General features: G+C 38.6%; 27 protein-coding genes and 2 pseudogenes. 12 read left to right on the forward strand and 17 right to left on the reverse strand.

Annotated features, from left to right (window positions below; genetic code table 11):
* Positions 1 to 144 precede the first annotated feature (144 nt).
* Both ACOT8F_RS16920 and ACOT8F_RS16925 read right to left on the reverse strand, forming a co-directional pair.
* Positions 145 to 402 (reverse strand): hypothetical protein, encoded by a 258-nt coding sequence (locus tag ACOT8F_RS16920; protein WP_421653093.1) that lies wholly within the window; start codon positions 400 to 402, stop codon positions 145 to 147.
* 100 nt (positions 403 to 502) lie between these two features.
* Positions 503 to 652, reverse strand: coding sequence for a hypothetical protein (locus tag ACOT8F_RS16925; RefSeq protein ID WP_421653094.1), 150 nt, complete (start codon positions 650 to 652; stop codon positions 503 to 505).
* 166 nt (positions 653 to 818) lie between these two features.
* Between ACOT8F_RS16925 and ACOT8F_RS16930 the strand changes: the two genes are divergently transcribed.
* A complete protein-coding gene (locus tag ACOT8F_RS16930; RefSeq protein ID WP_421653095.1) occupies positions 819 to 1,049 on the forward strand; it encodes a hypothetical protein in 231 nt (76 codons plus the stop codon).
* Here ACOT8F_RS16930 and ACOT8F_RS16935 read toward each other — a convergent pair.
* Positions 1,046 to 2,014, reverse strand: coding sequence for a LacI family DNA-binding transcriptional regulator (locus tag ACOT8F_RS16935; protein WP_421653096.1), 969 nt, complete (start codon positions 2,012 to 2,014; stop codon positions 1,046 to 1,048). The genes ACOT8F_RS16930 and ACOT8F_RS16935 overlap by 4 nt on opposite strands.
* A gap of 184 nt (positions 2,015 to 2,198) precedes the next feature.
* On the opposite strand from ACOT8F_RS16935, the pseudogene ACOT8F_RS16940 reads away from it, so the two are divergent.
* A pseudogene (locus tag ACOT8F_RS16940) lies at positions 2,199 to 2,378 on the forward strand (efflux RND transporter permease subunit); the annotation flags it as partial.
* Between the two features lie 305 nt (positions 2,379 to 2,683).
* Here ACOT8F_RS16940 and ACOT8F_RS16945 read toward each other — a convergent pair.
* From ACOT8F_RS16945 to ACOT8F_RS16955, 3 genes are all read right to left on the reverse strand, one after another.
* Positions 2,684 to 2,824 carry a YvrJ family protein gene (locus ACOT8F_RS16945; RefSeq protein WP_421653097.1) on the reverse strand — a complete coding sequence of 47 codons (141 nt, stop codon included), beginning with the start codon at positions 2,822 to 2,824 and terminating at the stop codon, positions 2,684 to 2,686.
* Positions 2,825 to 2,899: 75 nt separating this feature from the next.
* Positions 2,900 to 3,118, reverse strand: a complete 219-nt coding sequence (locus tag ACOT8F_RS16950) for a DUF2922 domain-containing protein (protein ID WP_421653098.1) — start codon at positions 3,116 to 3,118, stop codon at positions 2,900 to 2,902.
* A gap of 34 nt (positions 3,119 to 3,152) precedes the next feature.
* Entirely contained in the window at positions 3,153 to 3,371 is a 219-nt protein-coding gene (locus ACOT8F_RS16955) for a DUF1659 domain-containing protein (protein ID WP_421653099.1), read from the reverse strand.
* A 696-nt stretch (positions 3,372 to 4,067) separates the two neighbouring features.
* Here ACOT8F_RS16955 and ACOT8F_RS16960 point away from each other — a divergent pair.
* The 3 genes from ACOT8F_RS16960 to ACOT8F_RS16970 all read left to right on the forward strand — a co-directional run bounded on the left by ACOT8F_RS16960 (position 4,068) and on the right by ACOT8F_RS16970 (position 5,256).
* Positions 4,068 to 4,535: a hypothetical protein gene (locus tag ACOT8F_RS16960; protein ID WP_421653100.1), complete on the forward strand. Its 468-nt coding sequence runs from the start codon at positions 4,068 to 4,070 to the stop codon at positions 4,533 to 4,535.
* 417 nt (positions 4,536 to 4,952) lie between these two features.
* Positions 4,953 to 5,069: a hypothetical protein gene (locus ACOT8F_RS16965; protein WP_421653101.1), complete on the forward strand. Its 117-nt coding sequence runs from the start codon at positions 4,953 to 4,955 to the stop codon at positions 5,067 to 5,069.
* Entirely contained in the window at positions 5,035 to 5,256 is a 222-nt protein-coding gene (locus ACOT8F_RS16970; RefSeq protein ID WP_421653102.1) for an EAL domain-containing protein, read from the forward strand. The genes ACOT8F_RS16965 and ACOT8F_RS16970 overlap by 35 nt, the downstream gene beginning before the upstream one ends.
* 46 nt (positions 5,257 to 5,302) lie before the next feature.
* On the opposite strand, the gene ACOT8F_RS16975 is transcribed toward ACOT8F_RS16970, so the two are convergent.
* Positions 5,303 to 6,403: a M24 family metallopeptidase gene (locus ACOT8F_RS16975; protein ID WP_421653103.1), complete on the reverse strand. Its 1,101-nt coding sequence runs from the start codon at positions 6,401 to 6,403 to the stop codon at positions 5,303 to 5,305.
* Between the two features lie 477 nt (positions 6,404 to 6,880).
* Positions 6,881 to 7,999 (reverse strand): glycosyltransferase family 2 protein, encoded by a 1,119-nt coding sequence (locus tag ACOT8F_RS16985; RefSeq protein ID WP_421653105.1) that lies wholly within the window; start codon positions 7,997 to 7,999, stop codon positions 6,881 to 6,883.
* A 73-nt stretch (positions 8,000 to 8,072) separates the two neighbouring features.
* Between ACOT8F_RS16985 and ACOT8F_RS16990 the strand changes: the two genes are divergently transcribed.
* The gene (locus ACOT8F_RS16990) at positions 8,073 to 8,306 is read left to right on the forward strand and encodes a hypothetical protein (RefSeq protein WP_421653106.1); all 234 of its coding nucleotides are present in this window, start codon (positions 8,073 to 8,075) and stop codon (positions 8,304 to 8,306) included.
* A gap of 101 nt (positions 8,307 to 8,407) precedes the next feature.
* Here ACOT8F_RS16990 and ACOT8F_RS16995 read toward each other — a convergent pair whose 3' ends face one another.
* Complete coding sequence (locus ACOT8F_RS16995) at positions 8,408 to 10,324, reverse strand: heavy metal translocating P-type ATPase (RefSeq protein WP_421653107.1); 1,917 nt, start codon at positions 10,322 to 10,324, stop codon at positions 8,408 to 8,410.
* Positions 10,325 to 10,856: 532 nt separating this feature from the next.
* Between ACOT8F_RS16995 and ACOT8F_RS17000 the strand changes: the two genes are divergently transcribed.
* The gene (locus ACOT8F_RS17000) at positions 10,857 to 12,158 is read left to right on the forward strand and encodes an esterase-like activity of phytase family protein (protein ID WP_421653108.1); all 1,302 of its coding nucleotides are present in this window, start codon (positions 10,857 to 10,859) and stop codon (positions 12,156 to 12,158) included.
* A 237-nt stretch (positions 12,159 to 12,395) separates the two neighbouring features.
* Here the strand turns inward: ACOT8F_RS17000 and ACOT8F_RS17005 are convergent, their stop codons facing one another.
* Positions 12,396 to 12,764, reverse strand: coding sequence for a cytochrome-c oxidase (locus ACOT8F_RS17005; RefSeq protein ID WP_421653109.1), 369 nt, complete (start codon positions 12,762 to 12,764; stop codon positions 12,396 to 12,398).
* Between the two features lie 67 nt (positions 12,765 to 12,831).
* Positions 12,832 to 14,166 (reverse strand): polysaccharide biosynthesis protein, encoded by a 1,335-nt coding sequence (locus ACOT8F_RS17010; RefSeq protein ID WP_421653110.1) that lies wholly within the window; start codon positions 14,164 to 14,166, stop codon positions 12,832 to 12,834.
* 280 nt (positions 14,167 to 14,446) lie between these two features.
* On the opposite strand from ACOT8F_RS17010, the gene ACOT8F_RS17015 reads away from it, so the two are divergent.
* From ACOT8F_RS17015 to ACOT8F_RS17025, 3 genes are read left to right on the forward strand one after another with little or no spacing between them, the layout of a single operon-like run.
* Positions 14,447 to 15,952: a spore germination protein gene (locus tag ACOT8F_RS17015; RefSeq protein WP_421653111.1), complete on the forward strand. Its 1,506-nt coding sequence runs from the start codon at positions 14,447 to 14,449 to the stop codon at positions 15,950 to 15,952.
* A complete protein-coding gene (locus tag ACOT8F_RS17020) occupies positions 15,942 to 17,051 on the forward strand; it encodes a GerAB/ArcD/ProY family transporter (RefSeq protein ID WP_421653112.1) in 1,110 nt (369 codons plus the stop codon). Before ACOT8F_RS17015 ends, ACOT8F_RS17020 begins: the two co-directional genes overlap by 11 nt.
* Positions 17,032 to 18,156: a Ger(x)C family spore germination protein gene (locus tag ACOT8F_RS17025; RefSeq protein ID WP_421653113.1), complete on the forward strand. Its 1,125-nt coding sequence runs from the start codon at positions 17,032 to 17,034 to the stop codon at positions 18,154 to 18,156. The genes ACOT8F_RS17020 and ACOT8F_RS17025 overlap by 20 nt, the downstream gene beginning before the upstream one ends.
* Before the next feature lie 389 nt (positions 18,157 to 18,545).
* On the opposite strand, the gene ACOT8F_RS17030 is transcribed toward ACOT8F_RS17025, so the two are convergent.
* From ACOT8F_RS17030 to ACOT8F_RS17040, 3 genes are read right to left on the reverse strand one after another with little or no spacing between them, the layout of a single operon-like run.
* Positions 18,546 to 19,610: a Ger(x)C family spore germination protein gene (locus ACOT8F_RS17030; protein WP_421653114.1), complete on the reverse strand. Its 1,065-nt coding sequence runs from the start codon at positions 19,608 to 19,610 to the stop codon at positions 18,546 to 18,548.
* A complete protein-coding gene (locus ACOT8F_RS17035; protein WP_421653115.1) occupies positions 19,607 to 20,704 on the reverse strand; it encodes a GerAB/ArcD/ProY family transporter in 1,098 nt (365 codons plus the stop codon). Before ACOT8F_RS17035 ends, ACOT8F_RS17030 begins: the two co-directional genes overlap by 4 nt.
* A gap of 16 nt (positions 20,705 to 20,720) precedes the next feature.
* Positions 20,721 to 22,208, reverse strand: coding sequence for a spore germination protein (locus tag ACOT8F_RS17040; RefSeq protein WP_421653116.1), 1,488 nt, complete (start codon positions 22,206 to 22,208; stop codon positions 20,721 to 20,723).
* Between the two features lie 243 nt (positions 22,209 to 22,451).
* On the opposite strand from ACOT8F_RS17040, the gene ACOT8F_RS17045 reads away from it, so the two are divergent.
* Positions 22,452 to 22,976, forward strand: a complete 525-nt coding sequence (locus ACOT8F_RS17045; RefSeq protein WP_421653117.1) for a sigma-70 family RNA polymerase sigma factor — start codon at positions 22,452 to 22,454, stop codon at positions 22,974 to 22,976.
* A gap of 42 nt (positions 22,977 to 23,018) precedes the next feature.
* On the opposite strand, the gene ACOT8F_RS17050 is transcribed toward ACOT8F_RS17045, so the two are convergent.
* Together ACOT8F_RS17050 and ACOT8F_RS17055 are read right to left on the reverse strand one after the other, a co-directional pair.
* Positions 23,019 to 23,213 (reverse strand): hypothetical protein, encoded by a 195-nt coding sequence (locus ACOT8F_RS17050; protein WP_421653118.1) that lies wholly within the window; start codon positions 23,211 to 23,213, stop codon positions 23,019 to 23,021.
* A 63-nt stretch (positions 23,214 to 23,276) separates the two neighbouring features.
* Positions 23,277 to 23,918 (reverse strand): SDR family oxidoreductase, encoded by a 642-nt coding sequence (locus ACOT8F_RS17055; RefSeq protein WP_421653119.1) that lies wholly within the window; start codon positions 23,916 to 23,918, stop codon positions 23,277 to 23,279.
* Between the two features lie 321 nt (positions 23,919 to 24,239).
* On the opposite strand from ACOT8F_RS17055, the pseudogene ACOT8F_RS17060 reads away from it, so the two are divergent.
* Positions 24,240 to 24,692: pseudogene (locus ACOT8F_RS17060) on the forward strand (transposase); the annotation flags it as partial.
* Positions 24,693 to 24,811: 119 nt separating this feature from the next.
* Here the strand turns inward: ACOT8F_RS17060 and ACOT8F_RS17065 are convergent.
* On the reverse strand, positions 24,812 to 25,705 hold the full coding sequence (locus ACOT8F_RS17065; protein ID WP_421653120.1) for a patatin-like phospholipase family protein: 894 nt from the start codon (positions 25,703 to 25,705) through the stop codon (positions 24,812 to 24,814).
* Positions 25,706 to 25,781: the final 76 nt, after the last annotated feature.

Genomic DNA, 25,781 nt, shown 5'->3' on the forward strand with positions numbered 1-25,781 from the left:
TTGGGAATCTGGAAAAATGGCATAAAAGTATCCAAGGAAGAGGTCTGTAAAGCATTAAATTACTTAAAAATGAACAAAAAGGCATACGGATAGAGACATCCGAATGCCTTTTGTCTACAAACTGAGAACACTTTTAAGTGTTCATTAAGCCGTTTCCGTTTTTTTTTCTTTTTTCACAGCGTTATAAGAAATTTGAATTTTGGCAAGTGTCCCTTTTAAGGTTTCTTCATTATTGTTTTCCTTATTAAGATAAACTGTGGACAAATCATAAACTGTCCTCGATAAAAGTTCAACAGCTTCTTTCAAATCCTTCCCGTTTTCCTTGTATCCATCTCTTAGTAAGGCTTTGACAATTTCCTGAGACAAATTTCTGATCTCACCAATTTTTTCATTGTCCGTCATCCCATTCACTCCTTTAGTATAGTGTATGCGGATTTTGGCTGACCTATATCTTTAGCCGGTTATATCTATATACTTTCTTCTTAAATAAAACAATTCCTCTTTATTTGTTGGAAAATTTAGAATAATTCCATTTTCCACTATGTATACTTTCCAGGTTTTCTTTAATATATTGTTTCAATTCCCCATCAAGCTCATCTTTTTCCAGCTCATCAAGCGTAAAATCAATGATTCTTCCATTTCTGAAATCCATTACTCTTACATGAAGGATCTTTCTCATGAGATAAGATTGCATAATTCTGTAAATAGGATCCCCTCCTTTTCCAGTAATTAACGCGAAAATTTGTTCGTTTTTTACTAGTATACCGCACATTTGTTCGTATATAATAGTAATATGAAAACAATTTGGAGGGCTATATATGCAAACCTTAATAAAATTCAGCATGGAAAATCAAATACCAATCGAAATTATTTATCTTTCAAAGACAGGATTATTATCCCAAAGGCATATCATTGTAAAAAAAATAGAAGGCAGTCGGTTGTTGGCATTATGTCTTGAGAAAAATAGCATCAGAAGCTTTAATGTGGAACAGCTTCTTTCGGCGGGGAAGACAAGAAATAAAAACTGGATGCTTCGTATATCTGGTTAAACCGTTTTTCGTTCAATTAAGGTAAACGGAAGCACCTTTCTCCTGCTTGAAGAACCAGGCGAGGTTCTTTCTTCAAGCAAAGCTTTAAGAAGCTCACTGCCCATTCTTTTTGCCGGGATGTCGATTGTGCTTAAGTTAAATAACCCTGCAATCGGCTGGTTATCGAAACTCATGATAGCTAAGTCCTCCGGAATAGAAAGGCACGCGTTTTCAGCTTCCAGCAGCATTCCCGCTGCAACTTGATCATTTGTAACAAGAAAAGCGGTTGGTTTGTTTTCCAATTCTAAATATTTTTGAATAACCTCAGTGCCATTTTCAATGGTTAGGCATTTATCAAATATCCATTTTTCATCTGCCATATCGCCTAATTCATTTTTATAAGCCTGAATCCTCTTTATGCTGTTCGCCCCTTCTTTTCTTCCAAGACAAATAGCGATTTTTTTATGACCTTTTTGAATAAGGTAATGAAGGCCGCAATGAAAGGCCTCTTCATGCGATATACTGATAGAAGGAAATTCTTTTATATTAGAGTCTTCGCATAATATTATGGGCCCAGCATTCTGGAAGGTAAGCAAGAAGCTATCTCCGCATGCTCTTGAACAAAATATGACTCCATCCAGTTTTTTTCCTTTTAATTGTTCCAGTGCTTCTAATTCTTTTTTTTCTTCGTAATTAGTTTGAAACAATACAAGCTGTAAATGAGACCTCATGGCTTCTTCAGCAATTCCTTCCACCACATTTCCAAAATAGGGATGGTTAATCGTTGGAACTACTACTCCTATCATGTCCGTTTTCCCTCTCGACAGATTTACGGCATTCATGTTCCTGCTATATCCGAGATCCTCCATTGCTCTATAAACCGCCTGCCTCTTTTCGTCTTTTACATAGGGGTGATGATTCAGCACTCTAGAAACAGTTGCAGCAGATACGCCAGCATTTTTCGCAATAACATGTATGTTAGCCATTTTTTCTTCATTCATCTCCTTATAAACTTACTCACAGCAAGATTTTAGGGCTTTTAGTCCCGATTCTGTCCGTGTTTGTTTTAAATTTGTAACAATTATTCCATAAATTCACCTATTAGCAGATGATTTTTTTAATAAAAAAGGTATAGTAATTTTTGTATAACTTTATAAAAGAGGTGGGGCCATGAACTTTTTAACTAAATTCAGCTTAAAAAACGCCGCTGCGGTTTTTATTATTTCATTTCTTTTAATCCTCGGAGGACTTTATTCCTATACTCAACTAAAGTTAGATCTGCTCCCTAATATTGAATTCCCTCAAGTATCGGTAGAAGCCATCTATCCTGGTGCATCCCCTAAGGATGTCTAAGTCCAGTCGTTTATGAATTGTTCTTCTTTAAACAAGTGAAAAAAGAAAGAAACAGGATTCAGCATCCTGAAAATAATCAGTCCATCTAATAACGTTTAAATGGCCAGCTCCTATTCAGGGAGCTGGCCATTTCCTTTTACTATCAGAACTGATATTCTTTCTTAGCTCAGTTTGTGTACTGAATCTAGCTCCAGGCGCCATCCTCTCAAGTTCACAAGTAAATCTGTCTAGAAGGTTAAAGAATAGCCTTCTAGACAGCTCGTCTTGTGATTGTCGCGACTAAGCGGGCGCCTTGCCTTTTTTTACTGCTCCTTCAGCTGGGAAGGCAGCATTTGAATAGATTGTATGAGAACATCCAATTTCCCCTCAATGCGGTTGAGCAAATAGAAGGTAACCATGATCGGGAACCCTACATCTCCTATTACCTGCAGCCATTGATCCATTTCAGCAAGCTTCTCTCAAACCCATATTCTGTTAAAAGAAGCCAGCTCCTTGATTTGAAGCTGGCTTCTTCCTGATTATTTTATTTCAAGGTCTGTTACAGTACGGTCTACAATTCTCGCGCCTTTTTTAGATACAAGATCCCCGCCGCCTGATGTAAAAATATTTGCAGCGATGATTTTATCCATGGCTAAAGAGATTTCCCCTGCTGTAAGGTTCTCTTTTGGAGCATCAACCCCAATATTGGTGCTTTTGCCTTCGAGATTTATAAATTGCAATTCAAGTGATTTTGCCATTTCATAATGCCCTCCTTTCCTTTATTTGATCTGATTAAGCTTGAAGCATATTGCTGTCGTTTCGTTCTACTCCAAACAATGTATTTGTTTGAAGTTCTGCGATAGCTGCGGCCGCCGCTAAAAGGCTGTCTGCTGAAGAAGATGTTTTTACATTGCTGTAGTTCTTAAATTTAAATACTTGCTTCCCTTTTTCATTCAATCCCATATCAAAAACCAATCGAAGCTGTGTTTCCTTAAGAATTGTTTCTGCCATTTTGCTCTCACCTCCTTTCACTTATTACATAAAGAGAAACCGTTAAAAAAGGATCAGCAAAATGAAAAAAAGACAATTGAAAAACCCGTTGGATTTCAGCGGGTTTTTCTGCATGAGCCTAGTCGTTATGCACCTGAGTTTGCATAGGTTTTTAATTTTTTCACAATCGATTCTTTAAGCTGAAGATCTTCTAAGCCTTTAATTCCGTAATAATATTCTAAAGCCACTTTCTGTTTCAATAAAAAATGACCTCTCATCGAGAGCGTTTCATCTAAAATTTTAAATGTGAACTCTGCCTGGAGCAGATAATCTTGAATCGGCAAGTCTAAAAAAGAAGATATTTTCAAACCGTGGGGACTGTGATATCCAGCAAGCAGGCTATACCGCTTTTGGTTTATATTGACTCTTTGTCATTCTCCACAATTTTAAAAGTATAGGCAATTGGCTTTGAAAACCCGTATCCCGGTTATACCTCATATTTTCCCCTTCCTTTCCCCACGAAAGTGTGTATGTAAAAAGTACCTTAAAATGAACAATATTCAATATTTCCATGCAACTTATGACCCATTGTCAAGCAATAAATGGTTTCTTTTGAATGATCCCCGTCCCTTTGGATAAACTATTGGTTACCAGCCAGAACGGCAATGCACTGCGCCTCTTGCAGTGACACTAAAAATGGCAAAGCAGGATAAAAAAATGACAAAAACCACTAAAACCGAAGCAGTTTTATGGAGTATTGCCCTGCCGGGTTTTGGGCAGATCTTAAATGGTCACCTGGTTAAAGGGCTAGTGTTTATTTTCCTTGAAATTTTAATCAATATAAATTCCAGGTTCAATCTCGCCATCATTTCAAGCTTCCACGGCGAAATTCAGCAAGCAAGCGAAATTCTTGATTATCAATGGCTTTTATTCTACCCCTGTATTTATATGTTCGCTATGTATGACGCCTATAAATTTGCCCAGGGAAATTCGAAAGGGAATGCCTTTTTTCCGTTTGCATTTGGAGCATATTTTGTTACTGTCGGACTGATTTATTCTTCTAAAGTTTCTATTTTTGGTATAGTCCCTGGTCCGGTGTGGCTGCCGATTATGATGCTGCTTCCTGGATTTTTGATCGGTTATGCGGTCCATAGAATAATCCGTTACATCCAAAAAGAAAAGTAAGGAAAGTATGTTTTTATTGTTTCGATTTCCATAAGTGCGGGAATATAACTACCAGAAGCGATGAAGATGCCTTACTTATTCATCTGGCGCGGTCTTGGAGCCGCAAGGGTATAAGAGAGGAAGGGCTTATACTGTTTAAGGACATATTTTTAAGGTTTTGATTGGTTTTAAAAGCAAAATCTAATGTTGTAAAAGGCACCTCATGCAAAGGAAAAGCGTTCTTTTCCCATTTGGGCGAATGTTATTGAACGTTCGTTTTACATAAAATGATGGTATAAATAGGCTGTTTTCGCAAAGATAGTTGTTATTCGAATGGGTTTAGAAAACGAAAAAAGATTAGCTTCGGGTCTTCTTTTCTTAAATCTTGCAATGTATGATAGCTTTAAATTCACTTAAATCAATTACCGACGAAACGGTATGAAAGTCGCATTAGATGATTTAGGAGCAGGATTTTCAACAACGGAAGTTCTTAGTGAATTAATGCCTGATTACGTCAAAATTGATTCCTCATTATGTGGATGGCTGTCCCAATGACAGCACAAAACAAATTTTTATTTATAAAGTCGTTGCACTTGCAAAAAACCTTGAGATTACTGTTCTCGCCGAAGGAATCGAAACGAAAGAAGAATATGAATACCTTCGTTCAGCAGGCATTACCCTCGCTCAAGGATACTATATCGGCAAGCCGGGTTATTCACCAGCCGTTTTTGCATCAGCCTAAGAAGGAAAAAAACTGCATCCCATTCAGGGATGCAGTTTCTATGCTGTTAAATGATTTGAAGCTGTTTTGGAAATTTAGTAAGGGTGCGATACCCGTCTTTTGTTACAAGAACATCGTCTTCGATCCTTACACCGCCAACTCCAGGTACGTAAATCCCCGGTTCTACGGTATAGACCATTCCTTCTTTCAAAAGGTTATCATTTGTAAACGCCATCGATGGATATTCATGAACGCTTATTCCAAGGCCATGGCCAAGCCGATGAGGAAAATAATCTCCAAAGCCTGCGTCCTCAATAACTTTACGCGCTGCCAAGTCCAAATCGCCTATTCTGGTGCCTGGATTTGATGCATCCAGAGCTGCTTGATTTGCCTTTAAGCAAGTATCGTAAATCTCTCTTTGACGGTCATTCACATTCCCGAAGGCTACCGTCCTTGTTATATCTGAACAGTATCCATCAAGCACTACTCCTAGATCGAATAGGACAAGATCACCCTTTTTTAAAGTTTCAAGTCCCGGATTGCCATGAGGCTGTCCAGATTTTTCCCCAAACAGAACCATTGTGGAAAAGGACATTTGGCTAACGCCTTTTCTTTTTAGCTGATACTCGATCTCAGCAAGAACATCCATTTCCGAAATGCCCTCTTTTAATGCCTCTACTCCTGCTTTCACGCCAAAGTCAGCTAGCTCTGCTGCTCTTTCCAATATACTGATTTCTTTTTCATCTTTAACAAGCCTAAGCCCATTCATTAATTCTTCAATGGAAGATAAAGAGGAAGCCCTTGCTGATGACATGAGATTTTCTGCTCTTGAATAAGAAAGAAGATCCTTTTCCACAGCAACAGAGATGGCTCTGCCTCCACTTTTTTTATGTATAGCTTTTTGAATGATTTCCCATGGATCCTCATGATCTCCGTAACCGATCAGTTCATGTCCCCATCCCGCCTCTTTAGCTTGGGAAGTTTCCATTCCAGGGCAAATGAAGAACGGTTCAGAATCCTTGAAAACAAATAGTCCCATTAGCCTTTCATGAGGATCTGTAAAGAAATTCGTTAAATAAAATACATTTTCAGTTGAATGGATAAAAGCTGCATCCGTATCATTCTCTTTCAGCCATTTTGAAATCATTTGCAATCTTTGTTCTCTCATATGCCACATCCTTCTGTTTCTATTCGGAAACCATTCTTTCGGGTTAAGCCTCACTTCATATCTTATCAAAGTCCTGTCTTTTTTTCCTGCCTAACCCTTACAATCATAAGAAGCTTTCGCAGTCTGATTCGGTTGAAAAATACTGAAGCTGGTGGGGGAAAAATAGGGTAAAAAAGAGAATGGAAAACATGAAAAAAGCCGTACTTATTCCAAAAATATGGAATAAATACGGCTTTTAGGCCTGCCAGGAAATCAAAAAATCGGCAGATTTTCAGTGGCCTCGCATCAGGAAGGCGGTCTTTCCATGCTTTAATGTCAAGAGCTTCATAAAATTTGCCTCTTTTTTCAAATGCTCTTTCCTTGTAAAGCCAAGAAGGCTTTTGATTATTTTTGAATTTAATTTTGTACAAAGATAAGCTATACCAATCTGGTAAAAAATAAGGGCGGTCACATTCCAAAGATCCATCAGCATCCCATTCATTTTTTTTCTAAGGATTCTTTTTTATTCAAAATAATTTTTCTCCCTTTCCACTCTGCATTTTTGTTCCCGTAGGTCCAGAAAAGGGAATAAAGAAAAACAATTATAAAAAACAGCCCATGTATCGGAAAAAGCAATATATGCCATAAGCGGAAGCTTCCTGTTTTACTCAGCGCCGTCATCAGCTGAATCACGAAAGCTACATAAACGAGGAGAACAGGAAGCCACTCACCTGTCCAAAGCTTTGGCAGCTGAAAAATGAAGGAGATAACCCCGCCTATCCAAATGATAACAAGGGCTAGACACCAGAGCGGAGCTGACCCTGCTGCAGATGCAAAGCTTTTTGCCCATCCTCTGAAAAGCTCTTTTAATCCATTTGGATACATTCTCATGCTGATTGCCTTTTTTCCGCTCATTGAAAAAACTTTTTTCCCTTTTAGAGCAGCCATTTTACCCATTGCCATATTTTCCACAACTTCAGATTTAATCGCTTCATGCCCTCCCAAAAGAAAATACTCATCCTTCCGGCAGATCAGGCATTGTCCAAAGGCACCTTTTGGCTTCGAGCTTTTGGCAAAAGGATAAAAAGCACCAAATGATCCGAAAATAATGAGATGAAACAGGGCTGATAAGGATTCATATGGTTTGAAAATTTTGTGGAATGGATGGACCGCCAATATACCCTTTCGTTCGGTTCTCTCTAAGTTTTCCGCTATTCTCGCCAGACCATTTTTTTCAATCATTGTATCTGCATCCAAAAAAGCGAGCCATTCCCCTTTAGCCTCTTTTGCGCCATTCCAGCAAGCCCATGACTTTTCCAGCCACCCGTCAGGAAGCGGCGGGTTGTCCAATACTTTAACCTTAAAGCTCTCTGCTACTTCTTTTGTTCTGTCTTCTGATTGGTCATTTACAACAAAAATTTCGAAAGGAAGCGAGGATTGATTATGTACGGATTCAAGCAGCTGCTGCAGATTTTTTTCTTCATTTCTTGCCGGTATAATAACCGACATTTTTTTTGAGACCTGATCATTCTGTCTGTAAGGAGGAATATGCTCCATCGCGGGTATGTGCCAAAACAAAATAAGTCCGGCTAATAATGATACAAGCAAAAATATCACTGACACCCCTCCTACTCTATTTCTCTCTTTCTTCTATCATACTAAAAATCTTTCTATGCAGGAAATTTTTCTGATGAGCAGAAGAACGTTTTCAAATATGAAATTAGTGGAAAAATATATTTGTGGAGTTTCAACATGCATGGAAGCAGCTCTGTTTATATTGGAATTTCTTCTAAGTCAGATCCAGTTCATGCACCTGAAGGAAAAGAGAATTTCCTTATCCTTGTTGATTGGAGCGGAAGGCGCGAGACTCCTCCGGGAAAAGCGTGTCAAGGGAGACACCCCGCAGGAGCAAAGCGACGAGTAGGCTCTAAGGTAAGCCCATTAAAGCTTGAGTGCCTGCTAGCTGCAATCAACAGCCAAGTTTAACTGAGCCAAATAGAAAAAAGAGCAGAATCCTCCTGCTCCTTAACGCAATAACCTTAAACCATTTAATATCACAAGAATCGTACTGCCTTCATGTCCAATGACTCCAATCGGCAAGTCAAGCACCTGCAAAAAGTTTGTGCAGATTAGAAGACAGATCATCGCCAGCGAAAAAACAATATTTTGCTTAATGATTCTGTTCATTCTTTTAGATAGACTGATGGCTTTTGTTAACTTGGACAATTCATTTTTCATTAAGACGATATCAGCTGTCTCAAGCGCCACGTCAGTACCCTCACCCATTGCAATTCCGATATTTGAAGCCGCAAGGGCAGGAGCATCATTGATGCCATCACCTATCATTGCTACCGTTCCGTAGTCCTTCTCAAGCTTTTTGACTTCCGTTACTTTATCTTCAGGTAAACAGTTCGCAACAAACTCATTCACTCCTGATTCTGAAGCAATGGCTTTTGCCGTTTCTTCACTGTCCCCTGTCAGCATGACAGTTTTGATGCCTTGTTCTTTTAGATCCTTTAAAGCGTCCGCTGTTTCTTGGCGAATAACATCTTTTAATGCCAAGAGTCCTGCTATTCCGTTTTCATCTTTAACATAAACAATTGATTTTCCTTCTCTCGCAAAGCTTTTGTCTCTGCTTCCGGCGAATTGATCAGCTTCCGTTTTTCCGACAAGCTCGGCTCTGCCAACTTTCCAAATCTGATTGTTCCATTCAGCACTGACCCCAAATCCTGATTGTTCATCAACTGCAAGCCATTCAGCTTTAAGACTCGGTTTTGTTTCAGAAATGTATTTAACAATCGCTTTTGCAAGTGGATGGTTGGATTGTTTTTCTAAAGAAAGCACAGCTTGATAAAAATCCCTTTCATCAAGATCCTCTCTCACAATTGCATCAGTAACTTCAGGTTCTCCCTTTGTGAGTGTGCCTGTTTTGTCAAAAGCAATAACGGTTGCTTTTGACAATTGTTCTAAATGCATACCTCCTTTAAAAAGCAATCCGTTTCTGGCACCATTTGAAATAGCTGATAAAGTGGCTGGCATAATAGACGCTACTAAAGCACAAGGCGAAGCCACTACCATCAGTACCATGGCTCTGTAAAACGTTTCGCTCCAGCTCCATCCTAAAACAAAATGCGGGATAAAAAGCATAAGGGCAACAGCAGCAAGCACTGCCTTTACATAAGTACCTTCGAACCTTTCAATAAACTGCTGTGAAGGAGATTTCTCCGATTGAGCTGATTGAACCATCGCAAGAATTTTTTGGAAAAGGGTTTCACTGCTTTTTTTGGTAACTTTGACAGTTATGGAACCATTCACGTTCACTGTACCAGCGAAAACCTCATCTTCCGCCTTCTTTTCTACGGGTATCGATTCCCCGGTTATGGCAGACTGATCAATCGCTGTTTTCCCCTTTTCAATTTTACCGTCCGCCGGAATCCGTTCTCCCGGCTTAACAAGAATGAAATCAGCCAAGTCCAATTCCGATACAGGCACCCTTTCTTCTATTCCGTTTTTCAGCAGCGTTGCTTCTTCCGGCTGCAAATCAAGAAGGGAGGATATTTCACGCTTGCTTTTATTCATGGTATACGTTTCAAGTGCTCCGCTTAACGAAAAAATAAAAATGAGTATAGCACCTTCTGTCCAGTATCCGATTATTGCTGACCCAATGGCTGCAAGCACCATAAGCAGCTCAACATTCAAGGTCTTGTCAGCAATTGTCTCTTCGATTCCTTCCTTTGCTTTTGCGAAACCACCAATAACAAAAGCCAGGATATAAAATCCAATATATATCCTCGACATTCCCTGATGCTGCAAAAGCCATCCGAATAAAATCAGCACGCCTGATAAAAGTGCTGCTGCCAATTCACCATGTTCTCTTATTTTATCTGAAAATGGTTTTTCAAATTGCTGTTTATTAACCAATACAGCTTCATTACTTTCCATATACATCCCCTCTAATTGAGAATTATAATCATAACCAATAATCACTTTCTTATAACATAGGCTTGTTAATAGAGCTTAATTTCTTGCTATATCTCATATTATAGCAGATGGCACAAACATTTCAATTAAAAATTATTATTATTTTTAATTAATAATTATTATCATTAAGAAACAAAAAATACTAGCATTAGCTGGCTTCTTCTAAACCGGAAGGATTAAATATTAGTATATATTTTACCTTGTAAAGGCCTTTGCTGTTTGGTGTTTCTAAAGGAACTGCCCGGCAGGTTACATAGCAGCTTCCTTTAGGGATGGGGTATGAAAATAGGAAATATAAGTGGAATTTACTTATGTTTTAAAAAAAGAATCCTTTTACTCAAGAGAGCGACGAGCAGGTAACAAGCTTAATTATGGATTAGAGTATGATGGGTTAAATGTAAAACCGCCACAAAGAGGAATGCAATTTTACTTATATAAAAGGTTTAATTGGTCATTATAAGAAAAGAAAATTAAACAAAGGAAAAAGGTGCCCATGATGAAAAACTTTATATTTCTTAAAATTGTTGCAATATCGATCATATGCATGGCCATATTCGCATGCTCCAGACCAACCCCCAATAAGCAGCAAGAGGGCAATCAAGAAAAGAAGAGTACCCCGGCCCCTGCTGCTAAGATTATTGGAAAATATCCTTTAGATAATCCACCAATGCTATCAAAAGGTATCCATGTGGCTATGGGATCTTCTCTTTTGCATTTGCCAGGTGATCCAGATAACATTTTTTATTCTTCAGGCGATCGGGGTCCCAACGGGAAATTGACCGTAAATGGAGAAGAACGGAGAACCTTTCCCATACCAAACTACACCCCTACAGTGTATAAAATTGAATTGGCAAAAGGAAAAATAAACATATTAGAAGAAATAAAATTAAAGATACCAAAAGGATCAGATCCAATAACGGGAAATTCCTTTATTACAGGTTTGCCTAATTTCAAAAAATTTGATGAAACACCCTACGATGAGAAAGGGAAAAAGGTTTTATCATATGATCCCTATGGTTTAGACACTGAGGGGCTTGCTTACAATCCTGCTGATAAAACATTTTGGTTAAGTGAAGAATACCGGCCAAGTCTGGTCCAAATGAAAAAAGACGGCACCCTGATGCAGCGGGTAGTACCGTCTGGAATGGAATCTAAATTTAAAAACGCTCCTCTAATTCCTATAAAAGCGAGTTTGCCTAGTGTTCTAACAAAGCGTATGGACAATAGAGGATTCGAAGGCATGACAATAACTCCAGATGGACGTTATCTTTTCACTATGACACAAAGTGCACTGTCAAACCCAGGTGAAAATTCGAGAGCAGTCCGGATACTAAAAATAAATTTAAAAAACTTAAAGGTCATTGCTGAATATGCCTATATAAGCGTTAATGGACAAGACCTGGGATTTGATCAAAAAGATATTGGAGTCTCTGATCTTTATGCTATTAATGAAAATAGTCTGCTGGTTGACGAAAGAGATTCAGAAATTGGAAAAAAAGCAAAATTGAAGAAAATATATAAAATAAATTTTCAAGGTGCAACAAATATTTTAGGAAAGGACAAATATAAAGGAAAAACGCTCGAACAAATGAACACAAATGATTTAAAAGCTGCCGGGATTAAACCTGTTGCTAAAAAAGAAGTATTGAATCTTTTGAATTTCGATTACCCTTATGAAAAAGACGAGGGAATTTCGTTAGTTCATGGCCATAAATTGGCCATCATTAATGACAACGACTTTGGGGTTGAAGACACGAACACTAAAACAGAACTTTGGTTGTTCCGTTTACCCTGAAAAAGCTTTTGAATAGACACAAAAACAATGAAAAGAGCATCAAAATCGATGCTCTTATAACATTTGATATAAAACATAGCAGCGTCACTGGCAGAATTTTAGCTTCCAGCTGGCCAAAAGCAGCTGTCCACTGGCCGAACTTGATGAATAACCAACTCTTTCTTCTAGCAAAAAGTCCAATATTCAGCTCTCTAGTCAAACACCACAAAAAAAGCTGAATTCACAGCTCCTGCCCATTCATTTTCCTTTTAAATTACGCAGCACATTATAAACAAATATAAGAACACCAATTACAGTTGCGAGTGACCCTATAACTGTCAGCCACACGAGCTGTTCATTACCGGTAACAACGAATGCAAGACCGATCATCATAAGCGGCAAGCCAACGTTGTGAAGCCAAAAATGAATTTTCGCAAGAAGATTACATGCAATCTCTGGAAAGATCGTATACAGAATTCCTGAAAGTGTTAATGCTGTCCACCCAAGCAAATTGATATGCACATGGACAGGGGTTAGAACATAGCTGTGGGAAATGGCCATATACAAACCAAGTAGGATGCCAATTGCAAAATAAACAGTTGAAATTTTAATTAAACGTATTCCCATTCTATTCCCTCCTTTCGAATCAATTTATTTATATGACGAAAGAATTATAATAGAAGCTTTTATTACTCTACAATTCATTCATTGGTTTTTTGGCTTTTATTAGAAAAATGGTGAGCCCGATTTTTCTGCAAATCGTTAAATAATGCAGCATTGTTTGCAGAAGAATTCCCATGTTCATTCCAAGTATAATGCCTGTCATCTGCAGGTTATCCATTGATCCCAGCCAATACATCATTGCAAAGGAAACAAGGTTGGCCCATACAGAGTGATAAAAGGCGTCTTTCACAAGCCCGAGGCCGATTAGATAAGCCTGCAGCGGATGAATAAAAAAGTGAAATAAAAAATACGGCCAAAGCAGCTGCAGAAAAATTGGAGCCTGAAGAGAATGAAAGAACAAATGGGTTAATGGATCAGCGAAGAAATACATGAGTATGACTGCTGGGATGCCATAAATGAATGTGGCCCACATGGATTGCTGCAAAAGGATTCTTAATCGCTTCATATCCCCTTTGCTGTATGCCTCAGAAACATTCGGAAGCAAAGCCACCAAAAGAGAATGAGAGATAAAAGCCGGGAAGAAACCTATGGACATAGCTACTCCTGCAAGCAGACCATATTGGCCAGTTGCGGCCACACCCGATAAGCCTGCTGCCATCAAAGCTCCTTTAATTAAAAAGGGTTCGATGGCATTTGTGATAGCATGAAAAATCCTCAGCCCTGTCGTTGGCAGTGAAACGGATAATAAATTTTTCCTGACTTCTTTTCCCGTCATATGGACGCCGTTCACTTGCTTTAAAATTCGAACCTGCAAGATGTAATGGGTAATTAAATATAAAAAAACAACCGCTTCACTGGCAACTAATGTTGCCATCGCAACGAACAGAGAAGTTTCCGGCTTAAATTGGAACCATCGGAATACTAAAAACAAGACAGCCAGCTGGATGACTTTTCTAATAAACTGAGCCGCAACTATTTTATTCATCTGCTGAATGCCCATAAAATACCCTCTTGTCAGTGATGAGAATGCGATAATTGGAACAAGCAGAAACAATAGATATCTTACAAAAGGATGATAGTCACGAAAGATCGGCAGAAATGGAAGAATGACTCCGAGCAGCATCAGTACCATTATGGTAACTTTGATTGTCAGCTTCATCGCATGATGCAGCATACTGTAATGATATTCTTTGCTTTTTTCCGCCACAAATTTTGAAATCGAAATCGGCAATTCCAAACTTGAAATCACTACGACAAAGAAAATAAATGGAAGGATGGACATGTACATGCCCATTCCATGTTCCCCTAGCTCCCTCGCCAAAATCATGTTTACGAAAAACTCCAGACATTCTCCTGCAAAGGCTGCTATAACAAGCACTAGCGTCCCTTTTATAAATGCATCCATTTACTCTCTCCCTTGGCGTTTTAGTCTCCATTAAAACATATGAGACAAGTCTCTTTATTATTTAGTCTCTTTTCTTATTTAGCTGCTTTTTCACTCCCCGTTAATAAATGAAAGCATATAAATATAGCTTCTGAACTAAAAAAGATGCTTTATAAGCCTCTTTTCATTCAATTTCAAAGCTCTTCTTTCTAATCTCTGCAAAGAAACCCTTAAGGCAGAATAAAAAACCTTTTTCTTAATCAAACTAACAGGACAGTCAAAAAATTGGGGGTGAAGGAAATTGAAGGAAAAAACATCCAGTAATGCTCCAACAGATACCGAACTTAAGAAGTGGCAGGGATCATCAGTTAGAGAAAAATTGGTTCAGCTGCAATCAATCTTTGAAACGACGAAAGATGCAAAGCTTCATACCATTGCTATTGGTTCATCACATGTTTCTTTTTTCTATCTTTCCTCAATGGCTGCGGAAGAAAAAATCTATGATGAGTTTATCCCGAAGCTGATCAACGCAGGGGAAAAAAGCATAAAATCAATGCTTGAAGCTGTTGATTCAGCCAATACAGGAGAACTGCAGAAGGTTTTATCTGAGATCGTATCCGGAAAAACAGCTGTTTTTTTAAATAATGAAAAGCAGGTTTATCTCATTACTTTTCGCAATAAAGCAAAACGGTCCATAGAGGAACCAAATTCCGAACATATCATTAGAGGTTCTCATGACGGATTTATAGAGGATCTGGAGTCAAACATGTCGATTCTCCGCTATCGGATTCAAAATCCGGATTTAACCTTTGAAGTGATGGAACTTGGAAAGAAAAATAAAGCGAAAACAGCTATTGCTTATTTAAAAACCTCCTATGATCCTGAACTTTTAAAAGAGGTGAAAAGAAGAATATCTTATATAGATACTGAAATTATGCTGACTCCTGGTTACCTTGAAGAATATATCGAAGATGATCCATGGTCATTTTTTCCGCAAATGCTGAATTCCGAGAGGCCTGACAGAGTTATTTCAAATCTTGTTGATGGAAGAATTGCTCTTATAATGGATGGCAGTCCGACTGTTTTAATTGTTCCAACGACGTTTTTTGCATTTTACCAGTCAACAGATGATTATAACAGCCGTTGGATTTCATCTACGTTTATCCGGCTGCTTCGTTTGGCGAGTTTTATTATCGCGATCAATCTTCCGGCTTTTTACATTTCCATTATTGGTTTTCATTTAGAAGTCATCCCTCAGGAATTAATTGTCCAAATGAAAAATTCAGTTGAAGGAATTCCCTATCCCCCGATTTTTGAAGCCATGTTAATGGAGTTAACGATTGAACTTATCCGGGAAGCAGGGGTCAGGCTTCCCTCTCCGATTTCACAGACGATCGGTATTGTCGGAGGTTTAGTTATTGGGGATGCAGTGGTTCAAGCTGGCCTGATTTCAAACCTGATGATTGTTGTGGTAGCGGTAACAGCCGTTTCTTCTTATGTCGTTCCTTCTAATGAGATGAGTACGACCGTTCGGCTGCTTCGTTTCCCGTTAATGATTATGGCTTCCATTTTCGGTTTTCTTGGAATGACATTTGGCGTTATTTTCATCCTAGTTAAGCTCTGCAAGCTTGAATCATTTGGAAGACCTTATTTTGCCCCCGCTGCTCCCTTTAATCTGCAGGGGCTTACAGATACATTCATCAGGCTTCCTATTTGGCTGAAGAAAGAAAAAAGCAATAAAACAGGTTCTGGAATTTTCAACAAGAAGAAAAGCTCTGCCAGAGGATGGGAGAAGAATGAAAACTAAAAAAATTACTCTCTTTCAATTGTTTATGCTGGTTGTTCAGACTCAGGTCGGAGTCGGTATTCTATCATTACCGTACCTGCTTTTTTTGGGAGCTGGAAAGGATGGGTGGATCTCTCTTTTAATCGGAGGAATGGTTATTCAATTCGTTCTTCTCCTGTATTACTTTCTACTGAAAAAGTATCCTGAAAAGAGCCTATATGAAGTTTTTCTCCTGCTTTTCGGAAATAAAGCGGGCAAGCTGTTTGTTCTTTTATATGCTGCCTATTTTGTGGCTATCGGGATATTAATTGTCGTGCAGTTTGAGAGGATCATCAGCAGGTGGGTACTACCGGAAACACCAAGCTGGGTAATAGGGTTAATTCTTGTTTTTCTTGCTGCTTATCTCGCGAAAGAATCATTGGTGATCATCAGCAGGTATGATGTGCTCGTCTCGCCATTTCTATTAATTATCATAGTCTTTATTGCTTTTTCGCTTAAGGATGCTAACCTGATGTTTATTATGCCAATCGGACAAGAAGGGATTATGAATATGATTTTAACAAGTAAAGACGCTATGATCGCTTTACTTGGGTTTGAAATATTCTTTTTTGGTGCGGGACTTGCTGAAGGAACACCTAAAAAGAAACTTAGGTCAGGTGTAATTGGTGTATTGTTTGTAACATTGCTCTATTTGTATGTGACATTTGTCTGCTATATTTACTTCAGCCCTCAGGAGCTGCCTCTGGTACCTGAACCTGTACTCTATTTATTAAAATCCTTTACGTTCAGAGTCATTGAGAGGACAGATCTTTTGTTCCTTTCCTTGTGGGTTGTATTTATCCACAATACCCTTGTCATCTATCTTTACTTGTCTTCAACAGGGATTACTCATTTGCGCAAAAAGAAAAAGTCTCATAGCAAGTACATTTTCCTGCCATCCATTTGCCTTTTTATCGGTTCCTTGTTTGTCGGCATGAAAGATAACGAAGTCACTGCTTTTTCCAAATACCTATCTTACGGAAGCTATGCTTTTGTCTTTTTTATACCGATAGCGGTCATCCTTATCAGTCTTTTTATGAAAAAGAAGGACGGTGATCAGGTTGCTTCAAAAAATACTTAAGCTTTCTTTAGCGGGATCTATTCTTCTTTTGTCAGGCTGCTGGGACCAAAACCTATTAAAGGACGTCAGACTCATCAGAGTTGCGGCATACGACCTTGATAAAGGGGGCCGTTTAAAAAATTCTGTACTTGTTCGGAGGGCTAAAGGAACCGGCGGTTCCAATTCTACTGAAGAAGAGCTTCAAGTATACCAAGGGGTTGGCTCTACTCCAAGAGGTGTAACGGATGACCTGGATAGAAAAATCGATAAGCGGTATGAATCCTCCAAACTTCGAGTTCTGCTCATAGGAGAGGAACTCGCCAAAACAGATATTTATCAGCTGATAGATACGTTTTACCGTGATCCAAAGTCTGCGATAAATGCAAAGATTCTTGTCGTTGAGGGGGAAGCGGGAACATTGATTAAAACGGCTGCAGAACAGGAAATCAAAATCAGCGATTATATCGCTGATATGATTGAAAGCGCCCAAAGAGCGACCTTTACAAGGGATATTAATATTCAATCCATCTGTTCTGAAATGCTTGATCCTGGCCAGGATTTTACCCTTCCTATGATTAAAACAGATGAAGACATGGCTCCTTCCATTCATGGGCTTGCGCTTTTTAATACATACAGTATGTCAGGAAAACTGTACGGGGAAGAAGCGATTCTTTACCAGCTGATGGATAATGTTCTCGCAAAGCAAGCACGTTTAACAGAAAAAGTATTTGATAATCAGCCTTATGAATACCAAAATTATGTTTCCATAGATGCTGCGGGACTGAAACGTAAAATCAAAATCACGGCACCAGATGAAAATTCCATATCAGTTCGGATTATGGTGGACATTAATGCTAAAGTAATTGAATATCCGCATAATCAGCTTGAAGAACCCGGAGCCATCCAAAAGCTGAATAAAAAACTTTCTAAACAATTAACAGCTGAGGCGGAAAAAATCGTCACCAAGCTTCAAGAAGCCAATTGTGATGGCCTTGCCATCGGCCGGAATCTGATCGCTCATCACCCTGAAATTTGGAAAAAAACCAAATGGAAGGAAGTCTATCCAAAGATTAAGATTACACCTATAGTCAATGTGTCAATAAGCCAAAAAGGCATCGTGAATTAATGATCTATTACAAAAGGCTGTTTACGAAGAGAATGTTGTTTTTCGTACAAGCATCCCGCATTTTGAATAGCTTCAGCATCTTTCCTTAAGGCTGTTTTCGCAAAGTTTGTTGCTATTCGTATAGTCTTAGAACACGCATAAAGATTAGCTTCGTGGCATCTTTTCTTAAAATTCGCAAGTGTATCCTTGCTCTATAATCACTTAAATGGATGAAAAAACAACAAAGTTTAAGAAAAGAGCCTTACTTAAAGTTCTTGCCATACCAATGGTTTCGAGGACTAAATATAGACTCATGAGCAACAAAGTTTAAGAAAAGAGCCTTACAACAAAAAAATGAAAAGCCGTTCGCTGATGCAATCGGCTTTTCATCTTTTTTGTTTGATAACAGGTTATTCCACAACACCTGATTCAGAAATGTTTACATCTGCATTCACTTTAACCTTCAAATTTTTATAGTTTTTCTTCCAATCCATTACTTTTACATAACGGATTGAATGCTTTACTTCATCCCCAAATCCTACTGGATCAATTTCAAGTTTCTTAAATTCTTCAATCATGGCGCTTGTTTTCTGTTCGATAATTTTTTTAAATGCTGCCTCAATTTCTTTTAAAATTTTCTGCGTGATTTTTTTTCCTGAATACTCAGGAACATATCCTGTCACATGAATATCAATTTTGGCTTCATATGGATTTTTTTTATTTATGACAAGTTTTTCTTTTGATTTTATTGTCCTGATTGAACTGATTTTCCCATTTGGAAGAAGCAGATTATAATTTCCTCTTGTATGCTTATCAGTCAGCAGCTTAAAGAACATCATATCATTTGAAGGAATCTCTCCTACCATGCTTTGATTTTTAAATAAGGCAATGCCGTCAACGGCAACTTTCCCTTCTCCTGTACCTTTCAAAATAGGAAGATACACATCTTTTCCATTGGAAAAGTAATTATAAAGGTAAAGATGGAGATTTTCTTCAGGCAAGTCACGGGTTTCAATATTTTGTTTTATAAGGTTATAAAGATAATCCGCTGTGCCTTGGGTACCATAATCTCCTTTTAGTATTTCTGAAGCTTTGCCTCTTGCCACAGCCAAAAATACATGAGAACCGATGCTTGAGTCCCTTTCAAATGTATCGATTATATCATAAAAGCCCTCTTTGGCCATATCTTCTCCAAAGAGAGCGACCTCCAGTTTTCCGTACACTAGCGGATTGGAAGATTGCTTTTGAAGGTTTACAAACATATCACTATAATATTTGCCCGAATCAGAAATGATTTCACTTTGGACGGGTGCATCCTTTTGATATACAGGAATGACATCTGTTCCTTCTTTCGTATCATTTTCCCCTTTATCGATCCCTATAGCCAGGACGAAATTGACTTCATCAATGACTTCCTTTTGCATGCAGCCAGTTAAAAATAGGATCGTTAAAGCAAGCAAGAATCCTTTTTTCATCCTTTATGCTTCTCCTTTATTTTACGAATGGCAATTGACAATAAAAATAAAACAGGAACATAAACATATGTTAAATAAAATCCAAATTGTCCTAAGAGGTCATTCAGCATATTAATTTGCTCCCTATTTTTAAAGGTATTGAGAATGACAAAGCTTAACACAAGGATAATTAAAATCGTTTTCTTATGTCTCACTGAGAAAATCTGTTTTAAACCTCTTGAAGCACACCAGAGCATGATGCAGACATTTGGAAGAATGATTAAATTCCAGTTGGCTATTCCTATGTACTCAAACCGCTCTACAAAAGGCATTTCTACGATTTTCCAAAGAGTCAAAGTTGCCCAGATATTCTTTTCAATCTGAGCATCACTATAATAAACAATAGAAACAAGCATTATGATCAAATAGAGAAAAGTTGTGACAGCTATCCCTAGCTGTCCCCATTTATAAGATTTTTCAGGATTTTTTATAAAAGGGTAATAAAAAAGAATGGCTTCATAACCTAGCATAGATAATGTCATCTTAAACATACCCGCAAAAAGATCTCCCGGAGAATGGTGAAAAACTGGAAGCAGGTTATGGTAATTAGCGTATTGAAGAGGAAAAATAAATGTGAAAATCAGGTAGCTCGGAAGAATGACACCCAGGAAAGCAATTCCTGTGATGACCCGAAATCCTCCCGATAGAATGTAATAAACAAGCAGCAAAAATAAAAAAGTGAAAATCCAAACATTTAAATCAGGAAACATCCATACCTGGATAATTTCGGTGTAGGTAATCAGGACAGTTATCGCAAGCATCATATAATACACCACAAGGATAAGAGTTAAACTATGTCCCACCCATTTGCCGAAATATTCTCTATGAACATCGACAATGTTTTTCCCATTTGATTTTTTAAGCGTATGGAAAATCATCCAAAAGGAAATTTGAGCCACAAGTCCAGAAAGAATAACAACCACCCAGGCATCATTTCCAGCCTCTTTTGAAATGACGCGCTGAAAGCCCAGTACCCCCACTCCGAACTGTATGGATTGAACTAAATAAAAAACAAGGAAGGGTGAAATCTGAAATCGTTCCTGAACTTTTTCCATTTACTGCACCTTCTCCCTATTCATCGATATCCCTCTTTTGTTTCGCTTTTTTCGGATCTATCTGCTTTTTCTTTTGCGTTCTCAAATTAACAGGACCATGAGTATCCAATAACGAATAAGGCAAGCGAACGATACTGTCTTTCAAATCCTTCAACCTTGGCGGATAAATAGGCTCAAGATAAGGTCTTCCAAGAGATGTTAGCCTAAGTAAATGAACGGCCAAAAAATTAAAACAAAACACGATTCCCACTAATCCATAAAATTCTGCGAATAATAAAAATGGAAACCGTAAAAAACGGATTGTATTACTTACGAGATACACAGGGGTTGTGAAGGAAGCCAAGGCAGCCAAGGCAACAATTATGAGCAGCACATTACTCGTCAGTCCTGCATCAACTGAGGCTGTTCCAATAACAATTCCTCCAACGATGCCGATTGTTTGCCCTACCTTTGTCGGAAGTCTCGCTCCCGCTTCCCTAAGCAGCTCTATGCTAAGCTCAAGGAAAATAACTTCAAGGAGCGGTGTAAGCGGAACTTCCCTTCTTGAACTAACAAGGGTATTTAAAAGGTCTCTTGGAATTAATTCATAATGATAATTCAGCGCAGCCACATATAGAGGAGTAACGAGAATAGAGAAAGCGACTGAAAAAAGCCGCACAATTCTTGTAAAGGACGCAACAATATAATTGACATAGTAGTCATCAAATGCAAAGAAAAACTCCAGAAGAGTTGTTGGTCCAAGCAAGGCGTGCGGTGAGCCATCAACAAGGATAGCTACTTTTCCTTCTGTTATAGAAGCTGTTGTTCGATCAGACCGTTCTGTATCAAGCAGCTGGGGAAATGGAGAATTCTGATTGTCTGCAATAATCTGGGTTATAAACGAGCTGTCGATAATTTGGTCAAACTTAATATCGCTTATCCGCTGAATCACCGTATGAACATTTTCTTTATCGACAATATTGTCCAAATACATAATAGCAATTTTTGTTTTAGAGACATCCCCAACTGTAATTTCCCGCACTTTCAATTCCTCAACAGGAAGTCTTTTTCTAATAAGATTGATGTTGGTATCGATCGATTCTACAAATGCCTCTTTAGGGCCAATAACACTGAATTCCACTTCTGGTATTGTTACACTTCGTGTTTTATTTAGAGTGCATTGAATTAATAGACAGGGCAGACCGTATTGAGATTCAGTTAACATAATATAGCCCTGGTTAAGCTTCTCTTTTATTACGTGAGTATCAATCGTTAAATTGGAATCTTCTATTGGAATCATATTTTTCAATTCCTTGAGATTTCCCCATTTTCTATTTGCTAAATAAGGCAGTATACTCTTTTGAAAAATCCCTGGATCAATTAAAGTCCGGATATAAGTTACCCAATAATTAGTTTCAATGCCTTCTCCCTGGAATTGGATAAAGTCTGACGAACGACGGAAAATAGCTAAGACTTCTTCCATGGAAACCTTAGCACTGCCATCCAATTTGTTCATTTTTCTCATTTCTCTTTCACCACGGCTTTATCGTTATTGCCTTTATTGTGTGAAGTTAAATAAGCAATTATTCAAGAAATCCTCTTTTTTAAAGTGCTTACGGTTACTAAAAAATCAATTTTATATAGCCAATACTCCTGACAAATCAAATTCCAAATAAAAGAAAAAGGAATTTTCCCTTACTAAAAATCTTTTTTACTATTTGAGTACCGGCGGAATAAAAAGGAACGCGTTCTTTTAAGGAACGTTTATATGAAGGAAAAGGAATTTGAGGAATTACTGGGAGAATATACTCCGATGATCTACCACCTAATAAAAAAATTGCATATTTACCAAAATCAGCAGGATTTTTTTTATATCGCTTCAGAAGCTCTTTGGCAAGCTTCCCTTTCAGCTGACAAAGAAAAAGGCTCTGTTCACTCTTATTACTATAATTGCATGAAAGGAAAATTGTTAAATGAGCTTACCAGCCAGCGCAAATATTATGAAAAATGCATTATTAGTTCTGACTTCCCAGAGGAAGCAGCTGAATGTTCGGAGTATGAGGATACAATCGTAAAAAATACCATAATGTCTTTTTCAGGCTTCTTAACAGATAATCAGCAAAAATGGCTGAAAGGCTATTGTTATGAGGGACTTACACTGAAGCAAATTGCCAATCGAGAAAAAACAACGTTAGCCTCAGTAAAAAACTGGCGAAAAGGGGCACTTGCGGCTTTTCATAAGAATGTCCACAGACTTCATGTTTACGGGCTGATAAAAGCCAAAACGGAATGATAAAAAGGAGCAAGTCCTGGTTAGGGCCTGCTCCTTCATTCTTCAGCTTCTTGGTATATCAAGGTATTGATAAACTACTGCCCCGCCGCGCTGGCCTATTCCTCTGAAATGCTTAAAATCATCTCTTTTGACAAGTACCTCGCGGAAATTCAGGAATTCTTCTTTACTGACGTAATAATTGTTTATTTCTTTTTCCTTCAGCTGATTCAATATATTATGAACAACTTCTTTATCCAAGCCTTTTGCCCCCTCGTAACCAGATCATTTTCAGTTTACAAGGGAAACGACAAGGATTCAACTTTAATACAGTGACTGAAGGGCTTCTTTTACATCTTTGTCACCGGATAAAACCTCAAATGTTTTGTTCTTTGTTTTTTCGAGTTCAAGGGATTGAATGAGAACCTCTGCTACATCCTCCCTCGGAATTTTGCGGTCTCTTTTTTGAATAGAGTCTTCTGCAGTGATTTTCCCTGTCCCTGGTTCATCAGATAGTGTTCCTGGACGAACGATAGTGTAGGAAAGCTCAGACTGGATTAAGTATTCATCAGCTATAGCTTTCGCTCTCAAGTAATTTTTCATAGCTTCTGAACCAGCATCAGGCTGATCGGCTCCCATTGAGCTAAGCATCACAAAATGCTGCACTTTATGCTGCTTCGCAGCATCAATAAGGCTCTTAGCGCCTTCCTGATCAACAGCAATCGTTTTTTCAGGACCTGTTTTGCTTCCTGAACCTGCAGCAAAAATAACCGCGTCCGCTCCTTCAACAGCTTGGGATAAATCTCCTTCCAGATCTGCCACTACTGTTTTGGCTCCGTAGCTTTCCAATTCTTCGGCCTGTTTTGAATCTCTGATCATTGCAATAGGCTGATAGCCTTTTTTAGATAATTTATGGATAAGATGTTTTCCTGTTGCCCCGTGGGCACCTGCTACTAGTACTTTCACATTAATCACCTTTCTTTGCTATAAGTCATGATATTCTTTTCCCATCCGGGAAGACAGGTAAACAATCTCATGCCTATTGTTAGATAGACTGACACAAAAAAGGCCCTGCCCTAGAGGAGGCCACTGAAAAAGTTTTTAAAGGATAGCCTTTGTTAAATTGGCCGGTTGATTTCCACTCCAGGATGCTTCGCTTTCCGCGGGGCGTGCGGTGAGCCTCCTTCAGCGCTAATGCGCCTGCGGGGTCTCACCTGTCCCGCTGATCCTGCAGGAGTCTCGCACCTTCCGTTTCAATCAACCTAGTGCTATGAAACCAATAACTTTACCCAGGGATACCGCACAAAGGAAGACGAATTCGAATTCAGTAAGGACGCTGGGATGTATATCTGTAAAGCAGGACACCTCGCAATCAGGAAGGCTCGAATAGGAAGAAATGTAGGAAAAAACCAGAAAGATACCTACTATTTTGATATTGAGAAATGCCAGGCATGCCCTTTCAAAGAGGGGTGTTACAAGGATGGGGCGAAAAGCAAGACCTATTCAGTTACCATAAAGTCAACTGTGCACAGCCAACAGGCTGAGTTTCAGGAAAGCGAGTACTTTAAGGAGAAGTCTAGGGAGCGCTATAAGATTGAGGCGAAGAATAGTGAATTAAAGCACAGATACGGGTATGATGTAGCCACATTCTCGGGTCTGATTGGCATGGAAATGCAAGGAGCCATGGCCAAATTTACCGTCAATCTAAAAAGAATACTGAAGCTGGCGGGGGAAAAATAGGGTAAAAAAGAGAATGGAAAACATGAAAAAAGCCGTACTTATTCCAAATATATGGAATAAGTACGGTTTTTTTGTATTTAGGCCTGCCAGGAAATCAAAAAATCAGAGATTTTCTGTGCCTAGAGGGCTGGAGCCTTTTCATTTGTAATCTTTTCTGATGCTTCTTTGTCCAGCCATTTTAACAAGGGATCAGATAACCCTTCAGCATCTTTTAATCCCTGCTGATAAAGCTTTTCTAATTTTGCTGGATTTCGTTCAATCCTGTCCATCTCAAGAGGAGAGGAAGGACGGATAATAAATAGGTTTCCTTGTTTCTCTTGTTCTTCTATATAAGCCATTGTTTCATTATAAACTTTGTATCGTGCCAGAATGGCCTCTGTGAGTTTTGGATAGTTTTTAAATGAGCGCCTTACGAGCCAATCCATCTTAGGTTTTTTCTTTAGATATCCGGCATTTCTTGTTAGGACAAGTAAATTTCTTCTATTTCCGTCGTTCTCTGATTTTCTGATTGGTATAGAATCCGTTATTCCGCCATCGAGGAGCTTTTTATTATCATACTCAACAATGGGGGCAATAAAAGGAAGGGAACTTGAAGCCCTAAGAATAGTCAAAATGTCTCTGCCATTCGCTTCTTTATTGTAATAGACTGTCTCACCCGTCTCGCAATCTGTCGTTCCCACAATAAACGTTTCAGGACTCTGCAAAAAACCCTCTAAATCAAATGGCACGAGATTGTTAGGAATGTGATCAAAAATGAAATCCATTCCAAATAACTGCCGGCGTTTTAAAAGGTTTTGAAAGGATAGATAATTGGGGTCTGATACATAGTCAATATTGACTGTATGGTTGCGCCCTTTTTGTCTTGACAGGTAAGAGGCTGCGATACATGCTCCTGCTGATACCCCAATTACATAGGGAAAATAGAGGTTATTCTCCATAAAATACTCCAATACCCCTGCTGTATAAACGCCTCTCATTCCGCCTCCCTCAAGAACCAGACCTGTTCTTTCCACTTTGCATTCTCCTCTCTTTCTTTTACCAGTTAACTATAACATATGGCATTCTCCCCTATCTTTCTCATGAATGGAA

Source organism: Chryseobacillus diguaensis (assembly GCF_049220665.1).
GTDB lineage: Bacteria > Bacillota > Bacilli > Bacillales > Bacillaceae > Metabacillus_B.